The following is a 16,752-nucleotide window of genomic DNA, read 5'->3' on the forward strand; positions in this document are numbered from 1 at the left end:
ACGGGTAGCGTTGCGATGACATGAAGGTCGGGGCTACTTCCGCCGTCGCCGGGTCGACAAGGTCACCGGCGACAGGCAGCAGTCGACCCACTCCTGCTCTTCATTAAAGCTTGGCGAGTGACTCAAGTTCGGGCCAGAGCGGACGCCGAAGCGGCATGTCTCGGCAGGCAACGCTAAATACCGAGGCTGCCTGCCAGGCGTTCGGCCATCTGCATTTGGCGAAATGCTTCCACAACGTACTCGATGAATACGCGCGTCTTGGTTGGTATCAGTGTGCGCGTAGGGTAGTACAACGAAATGGCGCCTGCATCGGCATACCAGCGTGGCAGTAAGCGCACCAGTTCGCCACGTTCAATCCATGGCAACACATCAGGTACAGCCAGCAGTGTCACACCGAGCCCCAGTAGCGCGGCTTCACGCATGGCGGCCGGGTCGCTCACCACAATGCGTTCGGGCATGGTCGCGGCAACCTCGTTGCCGGCGGCATCGCGCATGGCCCATTGGCGCGTGCGTCCTGTGCGTCCGGAGCGCATGACGATGCCATCCATGACGTTCAGCATGGATGGATCGGCAGGCAGCGTGCGTTCCCGCAGATACGCAGGCGACGCCACCGCGACGACATGCGCCGGTGCCAGTGCGCGCGACACGAGACCCGGCGCCAGCTCGAAGCCCCCGCCTATAGCCGCGTCGAACCCTTCGGCAATCAAATCGATCGCGCGATTCTCGAAATGCCATTCCGGGCGGATCGCCGGATAACGCTTCAGGAAATCGGGAAGCAACGGCAGCACGTAAGCCATGCCGAACGACGGGGCCAGGCTGACTTTCAGCACGCCAGCCGGTTCGCCGTGGTCGTTCGACATGGCGGCGATGGCGGCTTGCAGAGCGTCCAGGTTGCCGCCGATGGATGCAAGGAAGCGTTCGCCAGCCTCGGTAAGCGTCAGCTTGCGTGTCGAGCGCTGAAACAGTCGCACGCCCAGATTGCGCTCGAGCATGGCCACGTTGCGGCTGACGGCCGCGGGCGTCAGGGCCAGTCGGCGACCCGCCGCCGAAAAGCTACCGGTTTCGGCGCTGCGCACAAAGGATTCGAGGTTGGCGAGGGTTTCCATCCGACTCAGCTTACACGATCGCTTGAAGATGATTCCAGTCATTCGTGACTAATCACCGGGGAATCGCAGGCCCATACTTCGTTCACACCTTGTGATTCACCCCAACCGGAGAAAAAAATGATTCAACAGACGCTTTCCCTGGCCGGCAAGATCGCCCTTGTTACCGGCGGTTCGCGCTCCATCGGCGCCGCCATTGCCCGCCGCCTGGCCGCCGACGGCGCGTCCGTGGCGCTGACCTACAGTGCCTCACCGGATAAGGCCGCCACGGTGGTACGCGAGATCGAAGCGGCCGGCGGCCGGGCCATCGCGCTCGCCGCAGACGCCGGCGATCCTGCCGCGGTGCGCCTAGCCGTGGCCGCGACGGTCGACGCATTCGGTGGTCTCGACATCCTCGTCAACAACGCTGGCCTGGGCTTGGGCAGCGCTATCGAGGACATCCCGTTCGACACCTACGAGCGCATGATTGCGGTGAACGTTACCGGCGTATTTGTGGCCACACAGGAAGCGGTGCGGCATATGAAGGCGGGCGGGCGCGTGATCCACATCGGTTCGTCGATGGTGCGCTACGCAGCGTTTCCCACGGCATCGCTCTACACGCTGACCAAGGGTGCAATTGCAGGCTTCAATCGCAGTCTGGTGCGTGATCTGGGGCCGAAAGGCATCACGGTCAACACCGTCCACCCTGGCCCGACCGACACCGATATGAACCCCGCCGGCGGCCCGGTTAGCGAGATCGTAGGGCCCGGCATTGCCTTGGGCCGATACGGGCAGCCACATGAGATTGCCGGCGTGGTGGCATTCCTCGCCGGCCCGGACGCAGCCTTCGTGACCGGTGCCGAGATCGTTGCCGATGGCGGCTTCACCGCTTAAACAAGGAGTTCGTCATGCAAGCAAGCTACGGAAAGACCATTGGCATCATCGGCGCGGGCGCGATAGGCATGGCGTTCGCCACGGCGCTGGCACGCCACAGCATCCAGGCGGTGGTGGCCAACAGCCGTGGGCCTGAAACGCTTCGGGATGCCGTGAAAGCAATCGGGCCTTCGATTCGCCCGGGCACGCGCGAGGAAGCCGCAGCGCAGGACATCGTGCTGGTGGCTGTGAACTGGTCGAAGCTGCCACTGGCACTGAGCGGGCTGCCCGAATTTGGCGGGCGGATTGTCGTCGACGCAAACAACCCAATTGAGGCCCCGCTGTTTCGCCCCGCGGACCTGCATGGCCGCTCTTCGAGCGCAGTGTTTGCAGACCTCGTGCCCGGCGCGCGTGTTGTCAAGGCGTTCAATCACCTGCAACCCGCGCTGGTGTCTGGCGATCCGCAAGCAGAAGGTGGCCGCCGCGTGTTGTTTTTATCGGGTGACGATGCGAACGCCAAAGCCGAGGTGGCCACGTTGATCGATCGTCTTGGGTTTTTCAGCATCGATCTCGGTTCGCTCGATGTGGGCGGAAGGCAGCACCAATTTCCTGGAGGACCACTGGCGGCGCTTAACTTGGTGACAATGCGCTCGACTTGAAAGGCGGGACTGGAAGCAACCGAAAGAGGAACTCGCTAACGGCGGCCCGGCAAGCTCCATATAGTGCACGCGTCCGCTGTGGCAGAGCTTCGGCCATTCAGTCTGAGAGCCAGGCCGTCGCTTTCTGGCCAAATTCGGCCGTCGGGTCGCTGGCCTTCCCCGGAAATCAAGGTCCTCCTCGCCCAACTTCGGTGGAGTTCACAGGCAGGACAGCGATGGACCGAGGTCTGGAGACTGGCCGCGCCGGAAGTCCACTCTACGTAATCACCAATTTGGGTGATGCGGCAAGGTCGGCTGGCACCATACACTGCCCGTGTAGGCCTTCAGCCCCTCGGACACTCCCGCGCCGAGAGGTTTTTCTTGTCGGACATCAGGACTTGCAGCGGCTAGCGCCGCCCCGCACCACCGGGGTAGCCAATGTCGCCGACGCCGGCCGCACGCGGTGTCAAGCCCCGCTGACGTGCTGGCAATGTTCGCGAAACCAGCGGTCCAGCCCCTGCTGCGCGCCGGACCAGGTCGGCATCTCGCCGACTGCGCCGGGCGCCAGACCGAGGCTTTCCCACGCCGAGCGCAAGAGTTGATTGACAGGCTTCCAGAAACACCCACCGAGAGTCTGCGGCTCCAAGACGACGTCGTGCGCCGCAATCCAAGCGTAAAGAGCCCGCCGGTCTTGCTCCGAGGGCAGCTCGGTCGACTGCAGCGCCTGTGGCGGGGGTCTGCCGATCGCGGCCGCTTCTAGCCACGCGGCCAAGGCACCACCCATCGGCTGCTCGGCCAGAATGGCCGACAGCGCAACGCCCCGGCGCAGGTCCGCGAGCAGGTACAGGCAGGCGCGTGGCGGCATCTGCCCGCGAAAAAGCGTGCAGTGGAGGGCCCAAGTACGGGCGGAGGGCGAAGGGGACGTCTGCAAGGGCATGGGCGATAACTGGAGAGCCGCTTCCTTTTGCCAGCAAAGCTCGCGCCAGCCGAGATGTCAAGCGCTGGACACTCGGGAATGCGTCGCTGGCTCCGCATGGGCCGGGTTGCCGAGCCCATGCAGGGGATACCTCGCGCACCCAGGCGCGATGCGGAACCCCATTCCGCCACTTCTGAAGATCCTGTCTGGCAAGCTGATCAAGTGCAATGATTCGATGCCCGTAGACTCCAATGCCGCGCAGAGCGGTTTAGCCGAGAGATTCTTTTCGTAGCGAAATACTGTTGCTGGAAGCATGTACTGCGGCGCGCGATTGGGGCTTTGGGGGCGAGGGCGGGCCTCCGGTGCGTGCCCAGCAGGCGTGTTGCGAGAGCGAGTGCCAGTCGGCTCTTCCCGACCCGCTGCCGTCGTTCGCCCCAGTACGGCTCCGGCGTCAACTTCTGAAGTACAGCGGTCATTCAACGCTGCGTTACAGCCGGCAGATCATCGACATGGACATGCGTCATGTCTGTTCTCGGGATGACTGTACTAGGCGAAGAACGTTCCGCATATCTATGCGTGATTAAAAACGCACTCCTTCCCCGCCCAAGCCGGGCGGCCAATGCAGTTTAGGTAACGTCGAGCGTCAAATGAGTGGACTATTGGCCCACAGCGATGGCTGCCTGACCTATACGGGGCGGAAAACTTTACGCGGCTGTCTGGGCTAGGTCTGGCGCCCACTGGTAGAGTCGGCTCCTCACCGAGGACATGCATCGATTGCCTGCCCTATACGCCACTGCATAGCGCAGGAAATTCCTTGTGCTGGACGCAGTCTGAATTCAGGTCTATATTTGGACCGGTAGTCTCAAGCCTAGGGAGCGGATATGAAACCGAGTCAGGTCAAGCCTATAAGCTATCTGAAAAGCCACGCAGCAGAAATCGTCCGGGAGATCACCGAGAGCGGCGAGCCCATGCTGATCACACAGAACGGCGAGGCAAAGGTAGTCGTGCAGGATGCCCAATCCTATGAGGACATGCAACAGACGGTTGCCCTTCTGAAGATTCTGGCGATGGGTCAGAATGACATCGAGACGGGCAACTTCACCCCGACGGACGAAGTGTTTGCCGAACTGGAGCGGATGGACAGGGAGGAAGGGATCGAATGAAGTCTGTAATTCTCGGGCCTGCCAAGTCCGACTTGCAAGACTTGCGACGGTACATCATTAATAAATTTGGCAACAAAGCTTGGCTTGAGACCAGAAACAAGATTCAACAATCAATCAAGCAGGTAGAAGATTTCCCACTGAAGGGCAGCAACCCACCCGAGTTGATAGATTTCCAACCAACGAAATACTATCAAGTCATCAGCGGCATGAACAGAATCATCTACCAGATTGCAAACGACACCATTTACATACACATCATAAGCGACACCCGGCGAGACCTTAAAGCAATACTCGCAAAACGGCTCCTAAGAACGTAGGAACTAAGAAGGTCTCATTTTCCTGTCCTCCGTGGGAGCCTACGCTTGCTTCCGCAACACCTAACTCACACAGATTACGTTGCTCGCGCAGCGATTCGCGGTCGAGGTCATAGGTCTTCGATCTGGCGGGGTACCTTCACGGATCTGGGCTCGCGGGATCCTCGTGTGAATTGCAGTGCTGGCATGTATCTATGGTTCCAATGCCCAGGGGAAATGAGTTCGCGTGGAAATAGGTGGGATGCGTGCGTTTCGATCCCAAGGTGCAGGCCGACTTCGTCTACCACAATGGCCTTCGGTAAATGGCCCTGATGGCCGATCAGCAGCCTTGGCCTTCCTGATCCCGGGCGTCGCTTCCCGACCCTTCTGAGCCGTTCGACTCCTCCACAACTCGGTGGCAGCTATCCGAGTCCAACAGTCATCCGCTTCCACTGTCGCTTTGGCAGTTGATCGACCGACGCGGGCGATCGCTTGTCGACGGCTGTTCCGCATAGCCAATCCAGAGCATGATAAAGGGATCGCCGTTGTCCAGGCCCACGGTCCGCTCTATGTCAGGTTCGCCACATACCACGGCGTATCGGAGACGTTTGCGCCTGCTATCTCGCATTGCAGTCGCCCGTCCGCTGGTGCCCCAACCTATCCAAATTCTCCCCCTCATCCACGCCGGCGCCGTCGAAGCGTCTGCGATGGGAGAACCCCAAAGTAGGCGCGATAGAGCGCCGCGAACCGGCCAAAGTCCCAGACACCAAATCGTCCGCAGATCGCGGATACCGTATCGCCCGGCATCGCATTGCAGAGGGCTGCGCGAATAGCATGCATGCGGTACAGCGCTAGGTAGCGATGCGGTCCCATGCCCAGGTATCGATGGAACACGTTGCGAACCGTGCGTTCGGATGCATCGGCAGCCGCGCAGAGGTCGTCCACAAGGACCGTCGTTTCCCCCACGCACTTGAGGTAGCCCAGCGCCCTGCTCAGGATCTACCGATGACGAGGGTTGAGCCGGAGATAGGTCGCGCCATCGCCGACCGTCAGCACGGCGCGAAACACGAGGTTGATCAGCTCGGCGCGAGCCGTGAGCGTGGCGGCCGGATGGCGCAATTGGTCTGGGTCGTCGCGCTCGACGCGCAAGATGCGCCGAATCGTTGCCAGCAGTTGCGGCACGCCGTTTCGACCGGTGCAGACCAGATTGTTGGAGAGCAGCGTGGCGTCGAACTCGTCGACGTGCGTGTGGACCCAGTGCAGGACCAATGGCGCCGATATCGCCACCGTCAGCCAGCTTGCCGCCCGCTCCGCAACGATGTGGAACATCTGGTCGGGCGCCATCCAGCCGACCGTGCGCTCGTCGAAGGCACGGCCATCGACAATGGTGCATTGTTGTGCACTCAACGGCACGAAGACATTGAAGTAGTCGGGCATGCCGATACCCGAATAGGCCGTGGAGGCGCCCTCCCGGCCCATCATGATCGCCACGCCATTGAGGTCGATCACCTTGAGCTGCCAGTCTCGCTGCGGCCGGGACCGCAAGACATACCTTCCCTGGACGCCGTAAAGCGCCGCCTCGAATTCGTCGAACTCCGGGCAGACCAGCTTCGTCAATGGATTGCTCCTTGGGCGGCCCTTCACGGCGGGTTGCCATGCAAGTCCAGGCGACATTTGCCGATTTTACGTAGCCGGGGGCCAAGGTTTCAAGAAATAATTACCAGCAAATGGATGCGAAGCCAGGGACGTATCCCGCGGCTTCCACAGGATTGCTGCTTGTGGATCCCTACAACGATTTCCTCAGTGAGGGCGGCAAGCTCAACGGCCGGGCAAAGCCGGTAGCCGACCAGGTCTATAGGGGACCGTACTGATCGGACGCAAGGGGAAGCGCAAAATGAACGACGAAAACGGGTCGGTGATGACAGCGACGCGCCGTGGCGTCCTGAAGGCCGTCGCGTCAGTGGCGGCATTGTTCACGATGTCTCGCGCGGCGGACGCCGCCACCAACGCGACCGCCCCGGCGAGCAGGGGCAACCAACAAGGAGACAATGCCATGCATACGGTCAGAACGAAGGACGGCGTCGACATATTTTACAAAGACTGGGGCAGTGGCCAGCCCATTGTTTTCTCCCACGGATGGCCGCTGAGCGCGGACGACTGGGACGCGCAGATGATGTTCTTCCTGAACCACGGATTCCGGGTGATCGCCCATGACCGGCGTGGCCACGGCAGGTCGACCCAGACTGCCAGCGGTCACGACATGAGCCACTATGCCGACGATCTGGCAACGGTGACGTCCCATCTAGACCTGAAGAACGCCATCCATGTCGGCCACTCCACCGGCGGTGGCGAAGTCGTCCGCTATCTGGCTCGACACGGGGAAAGTCGCGTTGCGAAAGCCGTGCTGATCGCCGCGGTGCCACCATTGATGGTCAAGACTGAGGCCAATCCGGGTGGATTGCCGAAGGACGTCTTCGACGGCTTCCAGGCGCAGGTCGCAAACAACCGAGCACAGTTCTACCGTGACATTCCAGCCGGTCCCTTCTACGGTTTCAATCGACCGGGCGTCAAGGCGGACGAAGGCGTCATCGCGAACTGGTGGCGGCAGGGCATGCAGGGCGGCGCCAAGGCGCACTACGACGGCATCGTCGCCTTTTCACAGACCGATTTCACGGAGGACCTGAAAAAGATCACTGTGCCGACGCTGGTAATGCATGGCGACGACGACCAGATTGTGCCCTATGCTGACTCCGCACCCCTTTCGGCAAAGCTGTTGCGCAATGGCATCCTGAAGACATACAAGGGATTCCCACATGGCATGCCTACTACGCATGCCGAGACGATTAACGCGGACCTGTTGGCTTTCGTTCGCTCCTGATTATTCCCCCCGCTGCGCAGACGTGCTGCCGATACGGATCCTCCACGGCGTCTAAGCAAGCGAACCCGGAGTGCCATCATGCTCAACCTCAGTCCGCTCGGAATACTCCACACCTCGATTGCCCTGGTGGCAGTGGCGTGTGGTCTGGTGGCGTTGTTTAAGCACGGCGAAATCGAGATGAGGACGCGATCCGGCCGGCTCTATATATGGCTGACGGCAGCTACGGCATTCACCGGGCTCTTTATTTTCCGCCATGGCGGATTCGGGCCGCCCCATGCACTGGCAATCTTGACGTTGGCAGTGCTCGCCATTGCCAGTGCCTGCGAGCGACATAGGGAAGCGGGCGTAGCACGCTACCTTGCCGTACTGGGCTACTCGCTTACGCTGTTCTTCCATCTGATCCCAGGATTGACGGAGACCGGCACGCGCATCCCGATCGGCAATCCGGCCTTCAGCGGTCCGGAAGATCCGACACTGAAGGCTATGGTTGGCATCGGCTTCCTCGTCTACCTGACTGGCGCGACGGTCCAGGCGATGCGTATCCGCCGCTCCCACCGACTGACGGTCAGCCCCTGAATCTCTGTTGCCCTTGCCATGAGCCAGCCAAAACAAGGACAGCCGCGGCTATTTGCCCAACTGCCGCTGCTCGACGGCACTCTTGAACAGCATAGGGCGCAACTCGGCGCCGACTTCATCGCCTATCGCAACCACGCGTATCGGGTCGCCAATTTTTGCAGCGCGCTAGCGCCATCCGCGGTGGCCGGAGAGCCTGTCATCAGCATCGCTGCCGCCTTTCACGACCTGGGGATATGGACCGGCCGGACCTTTGATTACCTGCAGCCGTCCCGGCAGCTCGCAAGCGACTACCTGGACGATGCCGATTACCGGAGCATGGGCGAATTGGTGGACGCCATGATCTGCCAGCATCACAAGATCCGACCCTATCGCGGCACCGAAGGCGAGTTGATCGGAGTGTTCCGGCAGGCCGACTGGGTAGACGTGACCGGCGGATTCATCACCGCGTCGATTCCGAAAGGATTTCTGGCCGATGTATTCGCGCGGTTTCCCAACGCCGGATTCCACCGCTGCCTTCTTCGGCTGACATGCCGGCACGCTGTCCTGCACCCCCTCAAGCCACTCCCAATGATCCGGTGGTGAGATAGCCACCAACTTTCCAGGAGATACAGTCATGAAGCGTTTTTTCGCCCGATGCATGCCAACCTTCGGCGTTCTGCCCACTGCGGGCCACGCGGCTGCCGTCGATGCCGCGGTCTCCGCGGGTACCGCCCCGACGTGCTACGTGACGGTCGAGGGCGACAGGATTGCCTACCGCAAGATAGGGCAGGGGCCGACGATCATTCTCGCCAACCGCTTACGCGGGACGCTCGATACATGGGATCCGTTGTTTCTTGACGGACTAGCGTCGCGGTACACCGTCGTCACCGTCGACTATCCCGGCATCGGTTACTCGACTGGCAAACTTCCCGACTCCATGGCATCGGCGTCGAAGTTCATCGATGAGTTCGCCAACGCAATCGAGGCCGATCGTTTCGTCATCCTCGGCTGGTCGTGGGGAGGACTTGTGGCTCAGACCTATCTTCTGGACCACGCGCAACGCGTTACTCACGCGATCCTCATCGGAACCAACCCACCCGGACACAACGATATCCCACTGCAGCAGGTGTTTCTCGATCGTGCATTCAAGCCTGTGAACGATCTGGCGGATGAGGAGGTTTTGTTTTTCGAGCCCGCCTCCCAGGCAAGCCGTGCCGAGGCCAAGGCATCTCACGAACGCATCTACGCTAGGGCTGACGTTACCTCCAAGATACCCTCCAGGCCCGACGAGTTGGCACCGTACTTCACGGCGGCAGAGGGCTTCCATAAGGATGAGGAGCACCGGCGCGATCGCATGGGGCAGGTGAATGTGCCGATCCTGGTAATCGCAGGAGACCACGATACGAGCACCGCTGGGCAGAACTGGTTTCCTTTGATCGGGAATATGCGACAAGCACAGTTCATCTTCTTCTCCGAAGCGGGGCATGCACCACAGCACCAACACCCCGAACTTATTTCCGACTACATTCACGATTTTCTCGTTAGGACAGTGACAAAGCTTTCCTCAAACTAGATTGCTGAGCGCCCTCAAATCTGAAGTGCAACACCTTGCCATCCGGTTAGGTGCATTCGCGAGCATGGGTGCCCCTCCTTCAGCGGGCGTCAACACAGCAAAGCGTACGGCAGGATCGTCCGATACGACCGCCATGATCAGCGCAGGTACTGTCCGTTATCTGGTGCAGAGCTGCCTCTCAGGCGTCCGCACTAATCTGCGTGCCAGTGTCCGTAGATGGCCGGTAGCTGACCGTGGCGCTGGCCGGCACGCGTCAGGGCGGCCACCGTCCGAGATCGACCATCAACGGACTTTAAGCCGCAGTCTCATACGGACATTCAAACGACCCTCCGCTACCTGATTGCCTTTCTTCACCCACAACTGCCTCGACCAGCTTGGAAGCAAGGATTGCTTACATGATGGGCATGCGCTCGCGTCGACTGCGGGCGCGCGGGCCGCCAAGGGAAACCATGCCTGGCCCGGTCCGCAAGCGCCAGTTGGCCAGGCGGCCTGAGCGAGCGGGCTAGTTCCACTGTCGTATTCCGCCTGCCGGCAACGTAGTGATTCCCACTATGCGCCCGTCGACAGGATTATCTTACCCACGCTTTGGTTCGACTCCATGCGCCGGTGCGCTTCGGCGGCCTGAGCCAGCGGGTACACGCTGTCCACCACCGGCACCAGTCCGCTCTCGGTAAAGCCCGGCAGCCAGCGCTGCGCGAAGCGCGCGACCATCTGCCGCTTGACCTCCGGCGTACGCGATTTCATCACCGTGCCGATGATCTGCAGATGGCCGTAAAGCAGCCGCTCCAGTGGCAGGTTGGCACCTTCTGCGCCGCCAAGCAGGCCGACCTGCACCAGCCGGCCGCCATTGGCCAGCGACAGGACGTTTCGTTCCAGGTAGGAACCGCCGATGAAATCAACGATCACGTCCACGCCTTTGCCACCGGTTTCGCGCTTCACCACCTCGCCGAAATGCTCGGCCTTGTAGTCGATCAGCACGTCCGCGCCGAAGCCGCGAACGCGCGGCAGCTTGCCGCTATTGGCCGTGGCGAAGACCCGCGCGCCCGCCGCACGCGCTAATTGCACGGCGGCCGAGCCCACGCCGCTCGCGCCCGCGTGGATCAGCACTTTGTCGCCAGCCTGCAGACGGCCCAGGTGCAGCAGCGCCTCGTGCGCCGTGACGAACACCTCTGGAATCGCGGCGGCGTGCACGTAGTCAAGCCCGTCGGGGATGCGCATGGCCTGCCGGTAGTCGATGCGCGCCACCTCGGCATAGGCGCCGCCGCCCACGATGCCCATTACGCGGTCGCCAGTCGCAAAGCCGGCCACCTCTGCGCCGGCAGCGATCACCTCGCCGGCGATCTCCAGGCCCATCACCGTGGAATCGCCAAAGCTTGCGCGCCCATAGCCGCCGCGGCGGTGGATGATGTCGGCGCGGTTCACGCCGGCGGAGTGGGTGCGCACCAGCAGATCCTGCGGGCGCATTTCTGGCACGGGCAGATCACGCAGTTGCAGGACGTCGGCCTCGCCGAAGTCCTCGAAGTCGATGGCTTTCATGGGAATGTCCTTTGGATGGGCCGGAGACTGATGGGGAGTTCAGCGATACGCGGCCCGGTTTCTGTGCCAAGGCCTTAATGTAGGTCGGCGCGGTGATACAGTCATGCTGATATATTCGCGTTCCGCAATGCATTTTTGCATCACCTCATTTGCCTTCTCCCAAGGATCCGACATGAACTGGGACGACACCCGTGTATTCCTAGCCGTGCAGCGCGAGCGCACTCTGCGGCGCGCGGCCAAGGTAGTCAACATGGACCAGGCCACCGTGGGCCGGCGTATCGCCGCACTAGAGCACGCGCTGGGCGCCACGCTGTTCCTGCGCACCTCCGATGGATACGAGCTGACCAGCGCGGGCGAGAACGCGCTCAGGTCCGCCGAGAAGATGGAGCAGTCGGCCCACGAGCTGGCCCGGCAGGCGCAGGGCATCGATACCCGTCTGGAAGGCGAGGTGCGCGTGACCACCACCGACACGCTGGCGCTGGCGTTCCTGATCCCGGCCATCGAGCGGTTGCACGCCGAGCACCCGGACGTGCGGGTGCTGCTCAACACGTCCACCCAGATGATGAACCTGGCACGGCGCGAGGCGGATATCGCGGTGCGCACGATCAAGCCCGAGAACCCCGACCTGGCGGCCCGACTGCTGGCCCGCTGGACAGTGGGACTGTACGCATCGAGGGCATACCTGAAGCGGCACGGCGAACCGGCCGTCGGCACCGGCTTCGCCGGGCACGACCTCGTCATCTACCAGCCCCACACCAGCGGCAGCCGCCTTCCGACGCTGGTGGGTGAGCCGACCCACGCAGGCCGGCTTGTGTCGGCGGTCAACTCTAGCCTGATGCTGCGCGCGACGATCCGGGCCGGCATTGCCATCGGCGAAGTGCCGGTGCACCTGGCCGAGCGCGACGGACTGGTGCGGATCTGGCCCAAACGCGAGCGCGCACAGCCCTACGAGGTATGGCTGGTCACACATCAGGATCTGCGCCACACCGCCAGGGTGCGGGCGATGATCGAGGCCATCGTGGCGAAATTCGAGGGCAGCCGCTGAGCACTTGGGGGCGGGGTATTGGCAGCCACAAAGATACCAAGTCGCCAGGAATTTCTGAAGAACACTTCCTAGGCCTTGGACGGCCGAGCCGGCCGAATGAGCGGTCGTCCGCAGACGGGTGCGCGAATGACCTTGAGCGCCTTCTCGGGCCAGTTGGAGATTGGCAAGCGACATCTGCCAGCCGCTTGCCAGCCGGCGCTTCCCGGCCACAAGGAGGCTTTCGCGGGCGCGTGCTCAGTCTTCACCAAGAGCGGACATGCAGCGCCGTCACCTACCGGCCTAGCGGGGCAGTAACCCGAACTGATACAAGGAGCTGCGCACGGACGGGGTCCCCCCCTTCGCTAGACCTTCTGTCATCTGCGCCCCCCGCTCGACGCCCAAAGCGGCGCCTGTTACAGACGATTCTGCGGGAAGCGTGGCCGGCAGTGTTTGAACGCTAATTGGGATGGATGGCCTCCACACCTTGAAAAGGTATTGCTGGGAAACTTGAAGTCGAATAATCTGCCTGTGCCAGCAAGGAGGTCGAACGGCCGCCTGCCCCGGAATTAATGGGCGTGCAAGAAAGGGAAAAATGGCGATCTTCAATCTTGAGGAATCACATGATGAGGGAGCACAGCATGTCTACGGCGGCTCAAGAGCCAACACTCCTGTTCTTCCGAAAGCGTCCACATGGATGGGATACAAGCACGTCGATCGCAAGCTCGCTCCAGTCAATAGAGACAAGCTTCTTTCTGACTGCGCTTGGTCGTTACCCCCATGCATTACTCGTGTGCGTTTCTGCGATCGAGAGCTGCCTTCAGGCAGCGAGCATTGGTCCTAATGAGAAGGATGGCCTCCAAGATCTGATCAAGAAGGCCAGACGGTCGTCCGCAGAGGTCAACGATTTCCCGGAGGCTTCTCTCGAGCGCCTACGCTCCGCACGAAACCGGATCGTGCATCACGGCTTCAGTCCGCATGACGACAGCGAATCTGTCAGCATCTATCTCGAGGTAGGGATTCCGTTTCTTGATCTTTGCTATAAGCAATTTCACTCGTTCGATCTCATGGACGGACTATTGATCGAGTATGCGGAACACGTTCGCGCTGCGCAGAAGGTTCACACGCTTGCGCAGGGAGCGCACAACATTGACCTCTCCTACTGCGTGCACGGCTTTTCTCATAGTATCCGTTGGTCATTCAAGGAAAGCTTCTCTTCAAGCTGGGAGATCGACGCACTCGCTCACGCAGAAGAAATAGGTACAAAATTCGACCGCACCTTCTCGGAGAAGAAGAAGCTAGAGAATCTCTTTGAGGTGCCATGGTCGGTCTCATGTCCGGTCTGCCGTGAGATCGATGCTGCGGTTGTTGAGATTGATCCTGACAAGATGGACGAACATGAAATCGCCACGAACCGACTAGCTTGCACGAACTGTGGCTTCGTGGTGCACAGCGACGAACCTTATCTGAGTCAAGTTCTACTTGAAGGGCAAGTCAGCAGTTCAAAGTCAAAGATTCTCGAAGAATACGGTCCTGCTTGAACGTCCGCAGCAAGGCCATCATTTAAGCCGGAGCTGCTTCGCGACACGCTTAATTCAGGCGTTGAGTGACTGCAGTCGCCGCGCAATCCCGCGCCACGAATGGCCGCTTCGGGTCGACAGCTGCCTGTCGCCAGTAGCCCTGTCGGCCCGGCAACGGCGGAAGTCGCGCCGACCACCTTCATGTCATCGCAGCACTACCCGTCGCGCCCGAGTCCAGGCAGTCTCACGATTACCGTTTTTCCAGTCTCATGAAAAGCGCCCTAGTCGTAAGCGGCCTGCCGTCCCACCTTGCCGACCGAGAGCGATTGTGAGAGCGCAGACGCGCTCAGCGTGCAGGATGCCTGCTCGATGTCGGCACTGTTCAGCGCCTGCTCGCAACGGGCAAGTTGTCCGGAGATGGCCGCACTCGCCGTGGCTTCCGATGCCGGCGTGGCTCCCTGGGCAGCAAGCGGTAACATAATGGACGCTGCAACCGCAGCCAACAGGACCTGAAGTAAGTTACGCATGATGATGTCCTCGGAATTGGTTCGGACTAGAGTCGCACGACGAGCTTGCCGAGAGCACGGTCGCTCTCCATCAGGCTGTGCGCCTGGCGGACTCCATCGAAATCGAACGTTCTGGCATGAGTCGATGGAAGGTGCCCCTTGGCGAGATCCTGCGCAATCCATGGCAGCGGTGATTCTGACAGGGGCAAAGCGGCAGTTCCCAGCAGACCGCTCGGGGAGGAAATTGAGGCGCACCGCGGCGGGAAGGTCTTGCATCAGGTTAAACGACTCCAGGGCAGGAGGCCATCCTAGCAATCCGATAACACTGACCGCCCCGAACGGCCGCAGGGTTTTGACCGTATCACGCAGCGTCGTGGCGCCGACGACTTCCAGCGCCGCATCTACGCCTTCCGGTGGGAGTTGGCGAACATCGCCCGCGATTACGCCGGTGTCGACGACAACTTTGTCAGCGCCGACCTCTCGCAGGCGCCCTGCATTCGCCTGCGAGCGGGTGGTGGCAATGACATTCAGGCCGAGCGCCTTGGCGTAGGTGAGCGCTGCGAGGCCGACGGACGACGTGGCACCGCGTATCAGCAACGTCTGCCCGCGTTCGGCAGCAAGGCTCTTCTCCAGTACGCCCCATGCGGTCAGATAGGCCTCCGGCAGCGCTGCAAGCTCCTCCTATGTCAGCGGGACGTTGTCCAGGGCAATGACATTGCTGCGCAACACGGTTACCTGTTCGGCGTAGCTCTCGCGTGAATTGCATGCCCTCCATGGCGGTGGCGACGCGCTCACCGGTGCGAAACACGCCCGCGGGATCGTCGACGATCTCGCCGACGGCTTCGATGCCTGGCACGCGTGGTGCGGTGATGGGCCTCTTCCTCCCGGCCCGCAGATAGGCTTCGGCGCGATTCAAGCTAAACGCGCGCACGCGAATCCGAACCTCGTCCGGCGTTGGCTCTGGAGATGCAATCTCACGCATTTGCAAGACTTCGGGGCCGCCCGCTCGAGCAAGGCTTTGGATGGATCAAGACCGTTGGCCGCATACGTCAGGTGATGGTGCGCGGACTCAAGAAGGTCGACTAGATGTTTGTGCTGAGCATGGCTGCCTACAACCTCGTGCGCATGCGCTCGCTGGGACAAATCCGTCCGCAGTTGCAGTAATCATGGTAATGAGGCCGGAAATGGGCGCCAAAAACGTGGAAAAAAAAGACGCAGCGACGCCTTCCGGATTGTGAAAAGTAGCGAACACACCAGCCCTTTTGGGGGAAGCTCCGCCGCTTCCATGGTGAGTACTTCAGCAGCCTGCTAGCCCTGTTTCACTCCATTGTGCTGGCCCGCCAAGAAGCCTGATGACCCTATCTAAATTGGCAGGTTATATTTTACGGATATGGTGCGTACTATCCAAGCAAAGATTTCCAGACTGCCACTACATGGCAGCTATCTACGCATTGGGTCGAAATATATCGCATATGTATTATAAAGAAATATGCGATGAGATTGACATCAATCCAAAGAAATTATTGAGAGCCTGATGAGTATCGGCAAGAGCAGCATGGGTTTATTAAGTGAACCCAGAAATCGCATCAAGTTAATTGATTATGTGTCTCCAGACACGGAAATCTCCGGGTACGAGTTTGCTCTCATGTTCGGCAGTCGGCATGCTCAAGCGGAGCTGGTTGACGCCGCATTGGAGCTATTTCACTCCGGATACTATGAAACTCTTATCATAGCGGGAGGGAAAACCAGAAATCGCGCAACCAGCGAAGCGAGTGAGATCGCAGAGCGGCTGATTTCCGCAGGCCTGAGCAGCACAAGAATAATTCTGGAAGAAGACTCATCCAACACTGCCGAAAATGTGCAATATGCGCGCACCCTAATGAAGAGCAGTAGTGTTCTGGAATTGCTTCTAATCGTAAAGATATACGCCAAGCGCCGGTACGTAATGCACCATAAAAAAGAACTGGCCAGAGATTGAGCGAGTTTCATGCTTCGCGGTTAACTATTTTTGTGTCAGTCGGGCTCAATGGTGGGAATCTCCGACGCTAAGAATGCGAATCCTGCAAGAGGTTAGGAAGATCGAAAGATATCTGGAAATTGGCTACCTCTCTGAAGTAGAGGTAATTAAGCGTGAATTCAGACTGTGGTCGCCGTCACAACCTCTAATGCACCTCATTACACACAACTCCTGGTGGCTG

The 16,752-nt window shown here is 60.5% G+C and carries 18 protein-coding genes and 2 pseudogenes; 12 read left to right on the forward strand and 8 right to left on the reverse strand.

Annotated features, from left to right (window positions below; translation table 11 throughout):
- Positions 1-173 precede the first annotated feature (173 nt).
- On the reverse strand, positions 174-1,106 hold the full coding sequence (locus tag CF68_RS28840; RefSeq protein ID WP_035825708.1) for a LysR family transcriptional regulator: 933 nt from the start codon (positions 1,104-1,106) through the stop codon (positions 174-176).
- A 117-nt stretch (positions 1,107-1,223) separates the two neighbouring features.
- On the opposite strand from CF68_RS28840, the gene CF68_RS28845 reads away from it, so the two are divergent.
- The gene (locus CF68_RS28845) at positions 1,224-1,976 is read left to right on the forward strand and encodes a 3-oxoacyl-ACP reductase family protein (RefSeq protein ID WP_035825710.1); all 753 of its coding nucleotides are present in this window, start codon (positions 1,224-1,226) and stop codon (positions 1,974-1,976) included.
- 14 nt (positions 1,977-1,990) lie between these two features.
- The gene (locus CF68_RS28850) at positions 1,991-2,614 is read left to right on the forward strand and encodes an NADPH-dependent F420 reductase (RefSeq protein ID WP_035825712.1); all 624 of its coding nucleotides are present in this window, start codon (positions 1,991-1,993) and stop codon (positions 2,612-2,614) included.
- A gap of 445 nt (positions 2,615-3,059) precedes the next feature.
- On the opposite strand, the gene CF68_RS28855 is transcribed toward CF68_RS28850, so the two are convergent.
- Positions 3,060-3,458, reverse strand: coding sequence for a hypothetical protein (locus CF68_RS28855; RefSeq protein WP_235205917.1), 399 nt, complete (start codon positions 3,456-3,458; stop codon positions 3,060-3,062).
- A 932-nt stretch (positions 3,459-4,390) separates the two neighbouring features.
- Here CF68_RS28855 and CF68_RS28860 point away from each other — a divergent pair.
- Together CF68_RS28860 and CF68_RS28865 are read left to right on the forward strand one after the other, a co-directional pair.
- Positions 4,391-4,672, forward strand: coding sequence for a type II toxin-antitoxin system Phd/YefM family antitoxin (locus CF68_RS28860; protein WP_035825717.1), 282 nt, complete (start codon positions 4,391-4,393; stop codon positions 4,670-4,672).
- Positions 4,669-4,989 (forward strand): type II toxin-antitoxin system RelE/ParE family toxin, encoded by a 321-nt coding sequence (locus tag CF68_RS28865; protein ID WP_035825719.1) that lies wholly within the window; start codon positions 4,669-4,671, stop codon positions 4,987-4,989. The genes CF68_RS28860 and CF68_RS28865 overlap by 4 nt, the downstream gene beginning before the upstream one ends.
- Positions 4,990-5,640: 651 nt before the next feature.
- On the opposite strand, the gene CF68_RS38740 is transcribed toward CF68_RS28865, so the two are convergent.
- Positions 5,641-5,931, reverse strand: a complete 291-nt coding sequence (locus tag CF68_RS38740; RefSeq protein ID WP_369798919.1) for a helix-turn-helix domain-containing protein — start codon at positions 5,929-5,931, stop codon at positions 5,641-5,643.
- Between the two features lie 33 nt (positions 5,932-5,964).
- Positions 5,965-6,582 (reverse strand): hypothetical protein, encoded by a 618-nt coding sequence (locus tag CF68_RS28870; protein WP_235205918.1) that lies wholly within the window; start codon positions 6,580-6,582, stop codon positions 5,965-5,967.
- A 436-nt stretch (positions 6,583-7,018) separates the two neighbouring features.
- Here CF68_RS28870 and CF68_RS28875 point away from each other — a divergent pair, with 436 nt between their 5' ends.
- The 4 genes from CF68_RS28875 (at position 7,019) to CF68_RS28890 (ending at position 9,971) form a co-directional block, all read left to right on the forward strand.
- The gene (locus CF68_RS28875) at positions 7,019-7,843 is read left to right on the forward strand and encodes an alpha/beta fold hydrolase (RefSeq protein ID WP_035825742.1); all 825 of its coding nucleotides are present in this window, start codon (positions 7,019-7,021) and stop codon (positions 7,841-7,843) included.
- A gap of 78 nt (positions 7,844-7,921) precedes the next feature.
- On the forward strand, positions 7,922-8,419 hold the full coding sequence (locus CF68_RS28880) for a hypothetical protein (protein ID WP_035825720.1): 498 nt from the start codon (positions 7,922-7,924) through the stop codon (positions 8,417-8,419).
- A gap of 18 nt (positions 8,420-8,437) precedes the next feature.
- Positions 8,438-9,001, forward strand: a complete 564-nt coding sequence (locus CF68_RS28885) for a hypothetical protein (protein WP_051591736.1) — start codon at positions 8,438-8,440, stop codon at positions 8,999-9,001.
- 31 nt (positions 9,002-9,032) lie between these two features.
- Positions 9,033-9,971, forward strand: coding sequence for an alpha/beta fold hydrolase (locus tag CF68_RS28890; RefSeq protein ID WP_035825723.1), 939 nt, complete (start codon positions 9,033-9,035; stop codon positions 9,969-9,971).
- 549 nt (positions 9,972-10,520) lie between these two features.
- On the opposite strand, the gene CF68_RS28895 is transcribed toward CF68_RS28890, so the two are convergent.
- Positions 10,521-11,507: an NAD(P)H-quinone oxidoreductase gene (locus tag CF68_RS28895; protein ID WP_035825725.1), complete on the reverse strand. Its 987-nt coding sequence runs from the start codon at positions 11,505-11,507 to the stop codon at positions 10,521-10,523.
- A 172-nt stretch (positions 11,508-11,679) separates the two neighbouring features.
- Between CF68_RS28895 and CF68_RS28900 the strand changes: the two genes are divergently transcribed.
- Complete coding sequence (locus CF68_RS28900; RefSeq protein WP_035825727.1) at positions 11,680-12,552, forward strand: LysR family transcriptional regulator; 873 nt, start codon at positions 11,680-11,682, stop codon at positions 12,550-12,552.
- A gap of 617 nt (positions 12,553-13,169) precedes the next feature.
- Complete coding sequence (locus tag CF68_RS28905; RefSeq protein ID WP_152548571.1) at positions 13,170-14,069, forward strand: hypothetical protein; 900 nt, start codon at positions 13,170-13,172, stop codon at positions 14,067-14,069.
- A gap of 532 nt (positions 14,070-14,601) precedes the next feature.
- Here the strand turns inward: CF68_RS28905 and CF68_RS38745 are convergent.
- From CF68_RS38745 to CF68_RS39230, 3 genes and pseudogenes are all read right to left on the reverse strand, one after another.
- A complete protein-coding gene (locus CF68_RS38745) occupies positions 14,602-14,763 on the reverse strand; it encodes a zinc-binding dehydrogenase (RefSeq protein ID WP_235205921.1) in 162 nt (53 codons plus the stop codon).
- Positions 14,764-14,887: 124 nt separating this feature from the next.
- Positions 14,888-15,085 (reverse strand): annotated as a pseudogene (locus tag CF68_RS38750) (zinc-binding dehydrogenase); the annotation flags it as partial.
- The gene (locus CF68_RS39230) at positions 15,021-15,536 is read right to left on the reverse strand and encodes an alcohol dehydrogenase catalytic domain-containing protein (RefSeq protein ID WP_369798920.1); all 516 of its coding nucleotides are present in this window, start codon (positions 15,534-15,536) and stop codon (positions 15,021-15,023) included. The gene CF68_RS39230 and the pseudogene CF68_RS38750, both read right to left, overlap by 65 nt.
- 23 nt (positions 15,537-15,559) lie before the next feature.
- On the opposite strand from CF68_RS39230, the pseudogene CF68_RS36650 reads away from it, so the two are divergent.
- Positions 15,560-15,718 (forward strand): annotated as a pseudogene (locus tag CF68_RS36650) (transposase); the annotation flags it as partial.
- A gap of 370 nt (positions 15,719-16,088) precedes the next feature.
- Complete coding sequence (locus CF68_RS28920; RefSeq protein ID WP_035825736.1) at positions 16,089-16,532, forward strand: YdcF family protein; 444 nt, start codon at positions 16,089-16,091, stop codon at positions 16,530-16,532.
- Positions 16,533-16,752 lie beyond the last annotated feature (220 nt).

Source organism: Cupriavidus sp. SK-4 (assembly GCF_000611125.1).
GTDB lineage: Bacteria > Pseudomonadota > Gammaproteobacteria > Burkholderiales > Burkholderiaceae > Cupriavidus > Cupriavidus necator.

Coding starts and splice junctions, on each gene's coding strand:
- CF68_RS28840 (WP_035825708.1), bottom strand. CDS start 1,106: ATGGAAACCCTCGCCAACCTCGAATCCTTTGTGCGCAGCGCCGAAACC.
- CF68_RS28845 (WP_035825710.1), top strand. CDS start 1,224: ATGATTCAACAGACGCTTTCCCTGGCCGGCAAGATCGCCCTTGTTACC.
- CF68_RS28850 (WP_035825712.1), top strand. CDS start 1,991: ATGCAAGCAAGCTACGGAAAGACCATTGGCATCATCGGCGCGGGCGCG.
- CF68_RS28855 (WP_235205917.1), bottom strand. CDS start 3,458: ATGCCGCCACGCGCCTGCCTGTACCTGCTCGCGGACCTGCGCCGGGGC.
- CF68_RS28860 (WP_035825717.1), top strand. CDS start 4,391: ATGAAACCGAGTCAGGTCAAGCCTATAAGCTATCTGAAAAGCCACGCA.
- CF68_RS28865 (WP_035825719.1), top strand. CDS start 4,669: ATGAAGTCTGTAATTCTCGGGCCTGCCAAGTCCGACTTGCAAGACTTG.
- CF68_RS28875 (WP_035825742.1), top strand. CDS start 7,019: ATGCATACGGTCAGAACGAAGGACGGCGTCGACATATTTTACAAAGAC.
- CF68_RS28880 (WP_035825720.1), top strand. CDS start 7,922: ATGCTCAACCTCAGTCCGCTCGGAATACTCCACACCTCGATTGCCCTG.
- CF68_RS28885 (WP_051591736.1), top strand. CDS start 8,438: ATGAGCCAGCCAAAACAAGGACAGCCGCGGCTATTTGCCCAACTGCCG.
- CF68_RS28890 (WP_035825723.1), top strand. CDS start 9,033: ATGAAGCGTTTTTTCGCCCGATGCATGCCAACCTTCGGCGTTCTGCCC.
- CF68_RS28895 (WP_035825725.1), bottom strand. CDS start 11,507: ATGAAAGCCATCGACTTCGAGGACTTCGGCGAGGCCGACGTCCTGCAA.
- CF68_RS28900 (WP_035825727.1), top strand. CDS start 11,680: ATGAACTGGGACGACACCCGTGTATTCCTAGCCGTGCAGCGCGAGCGC.
- CF68_RS28905 (WP_152548571.1), top strand. CDS start 13,170: ATGTCTACGGCGGCTCAAGAGCCAACACTCCTGTTCTTCCGAAAGCGT.
- CF68_RS39230 (WP_369798920.1), bottom strand. CDS start 15,536: ATGCGTGAGATTGCATCTCCAGAGCCAACGCCGGACGAGGTTCGGATT.
- CF68_RS28920 (WP_035825736.1), top strand. CDS start 16,089: ATGAGTATCGGCAAGAGCAGCATGGGTTTATTAAGTGAACCCAGAAAT.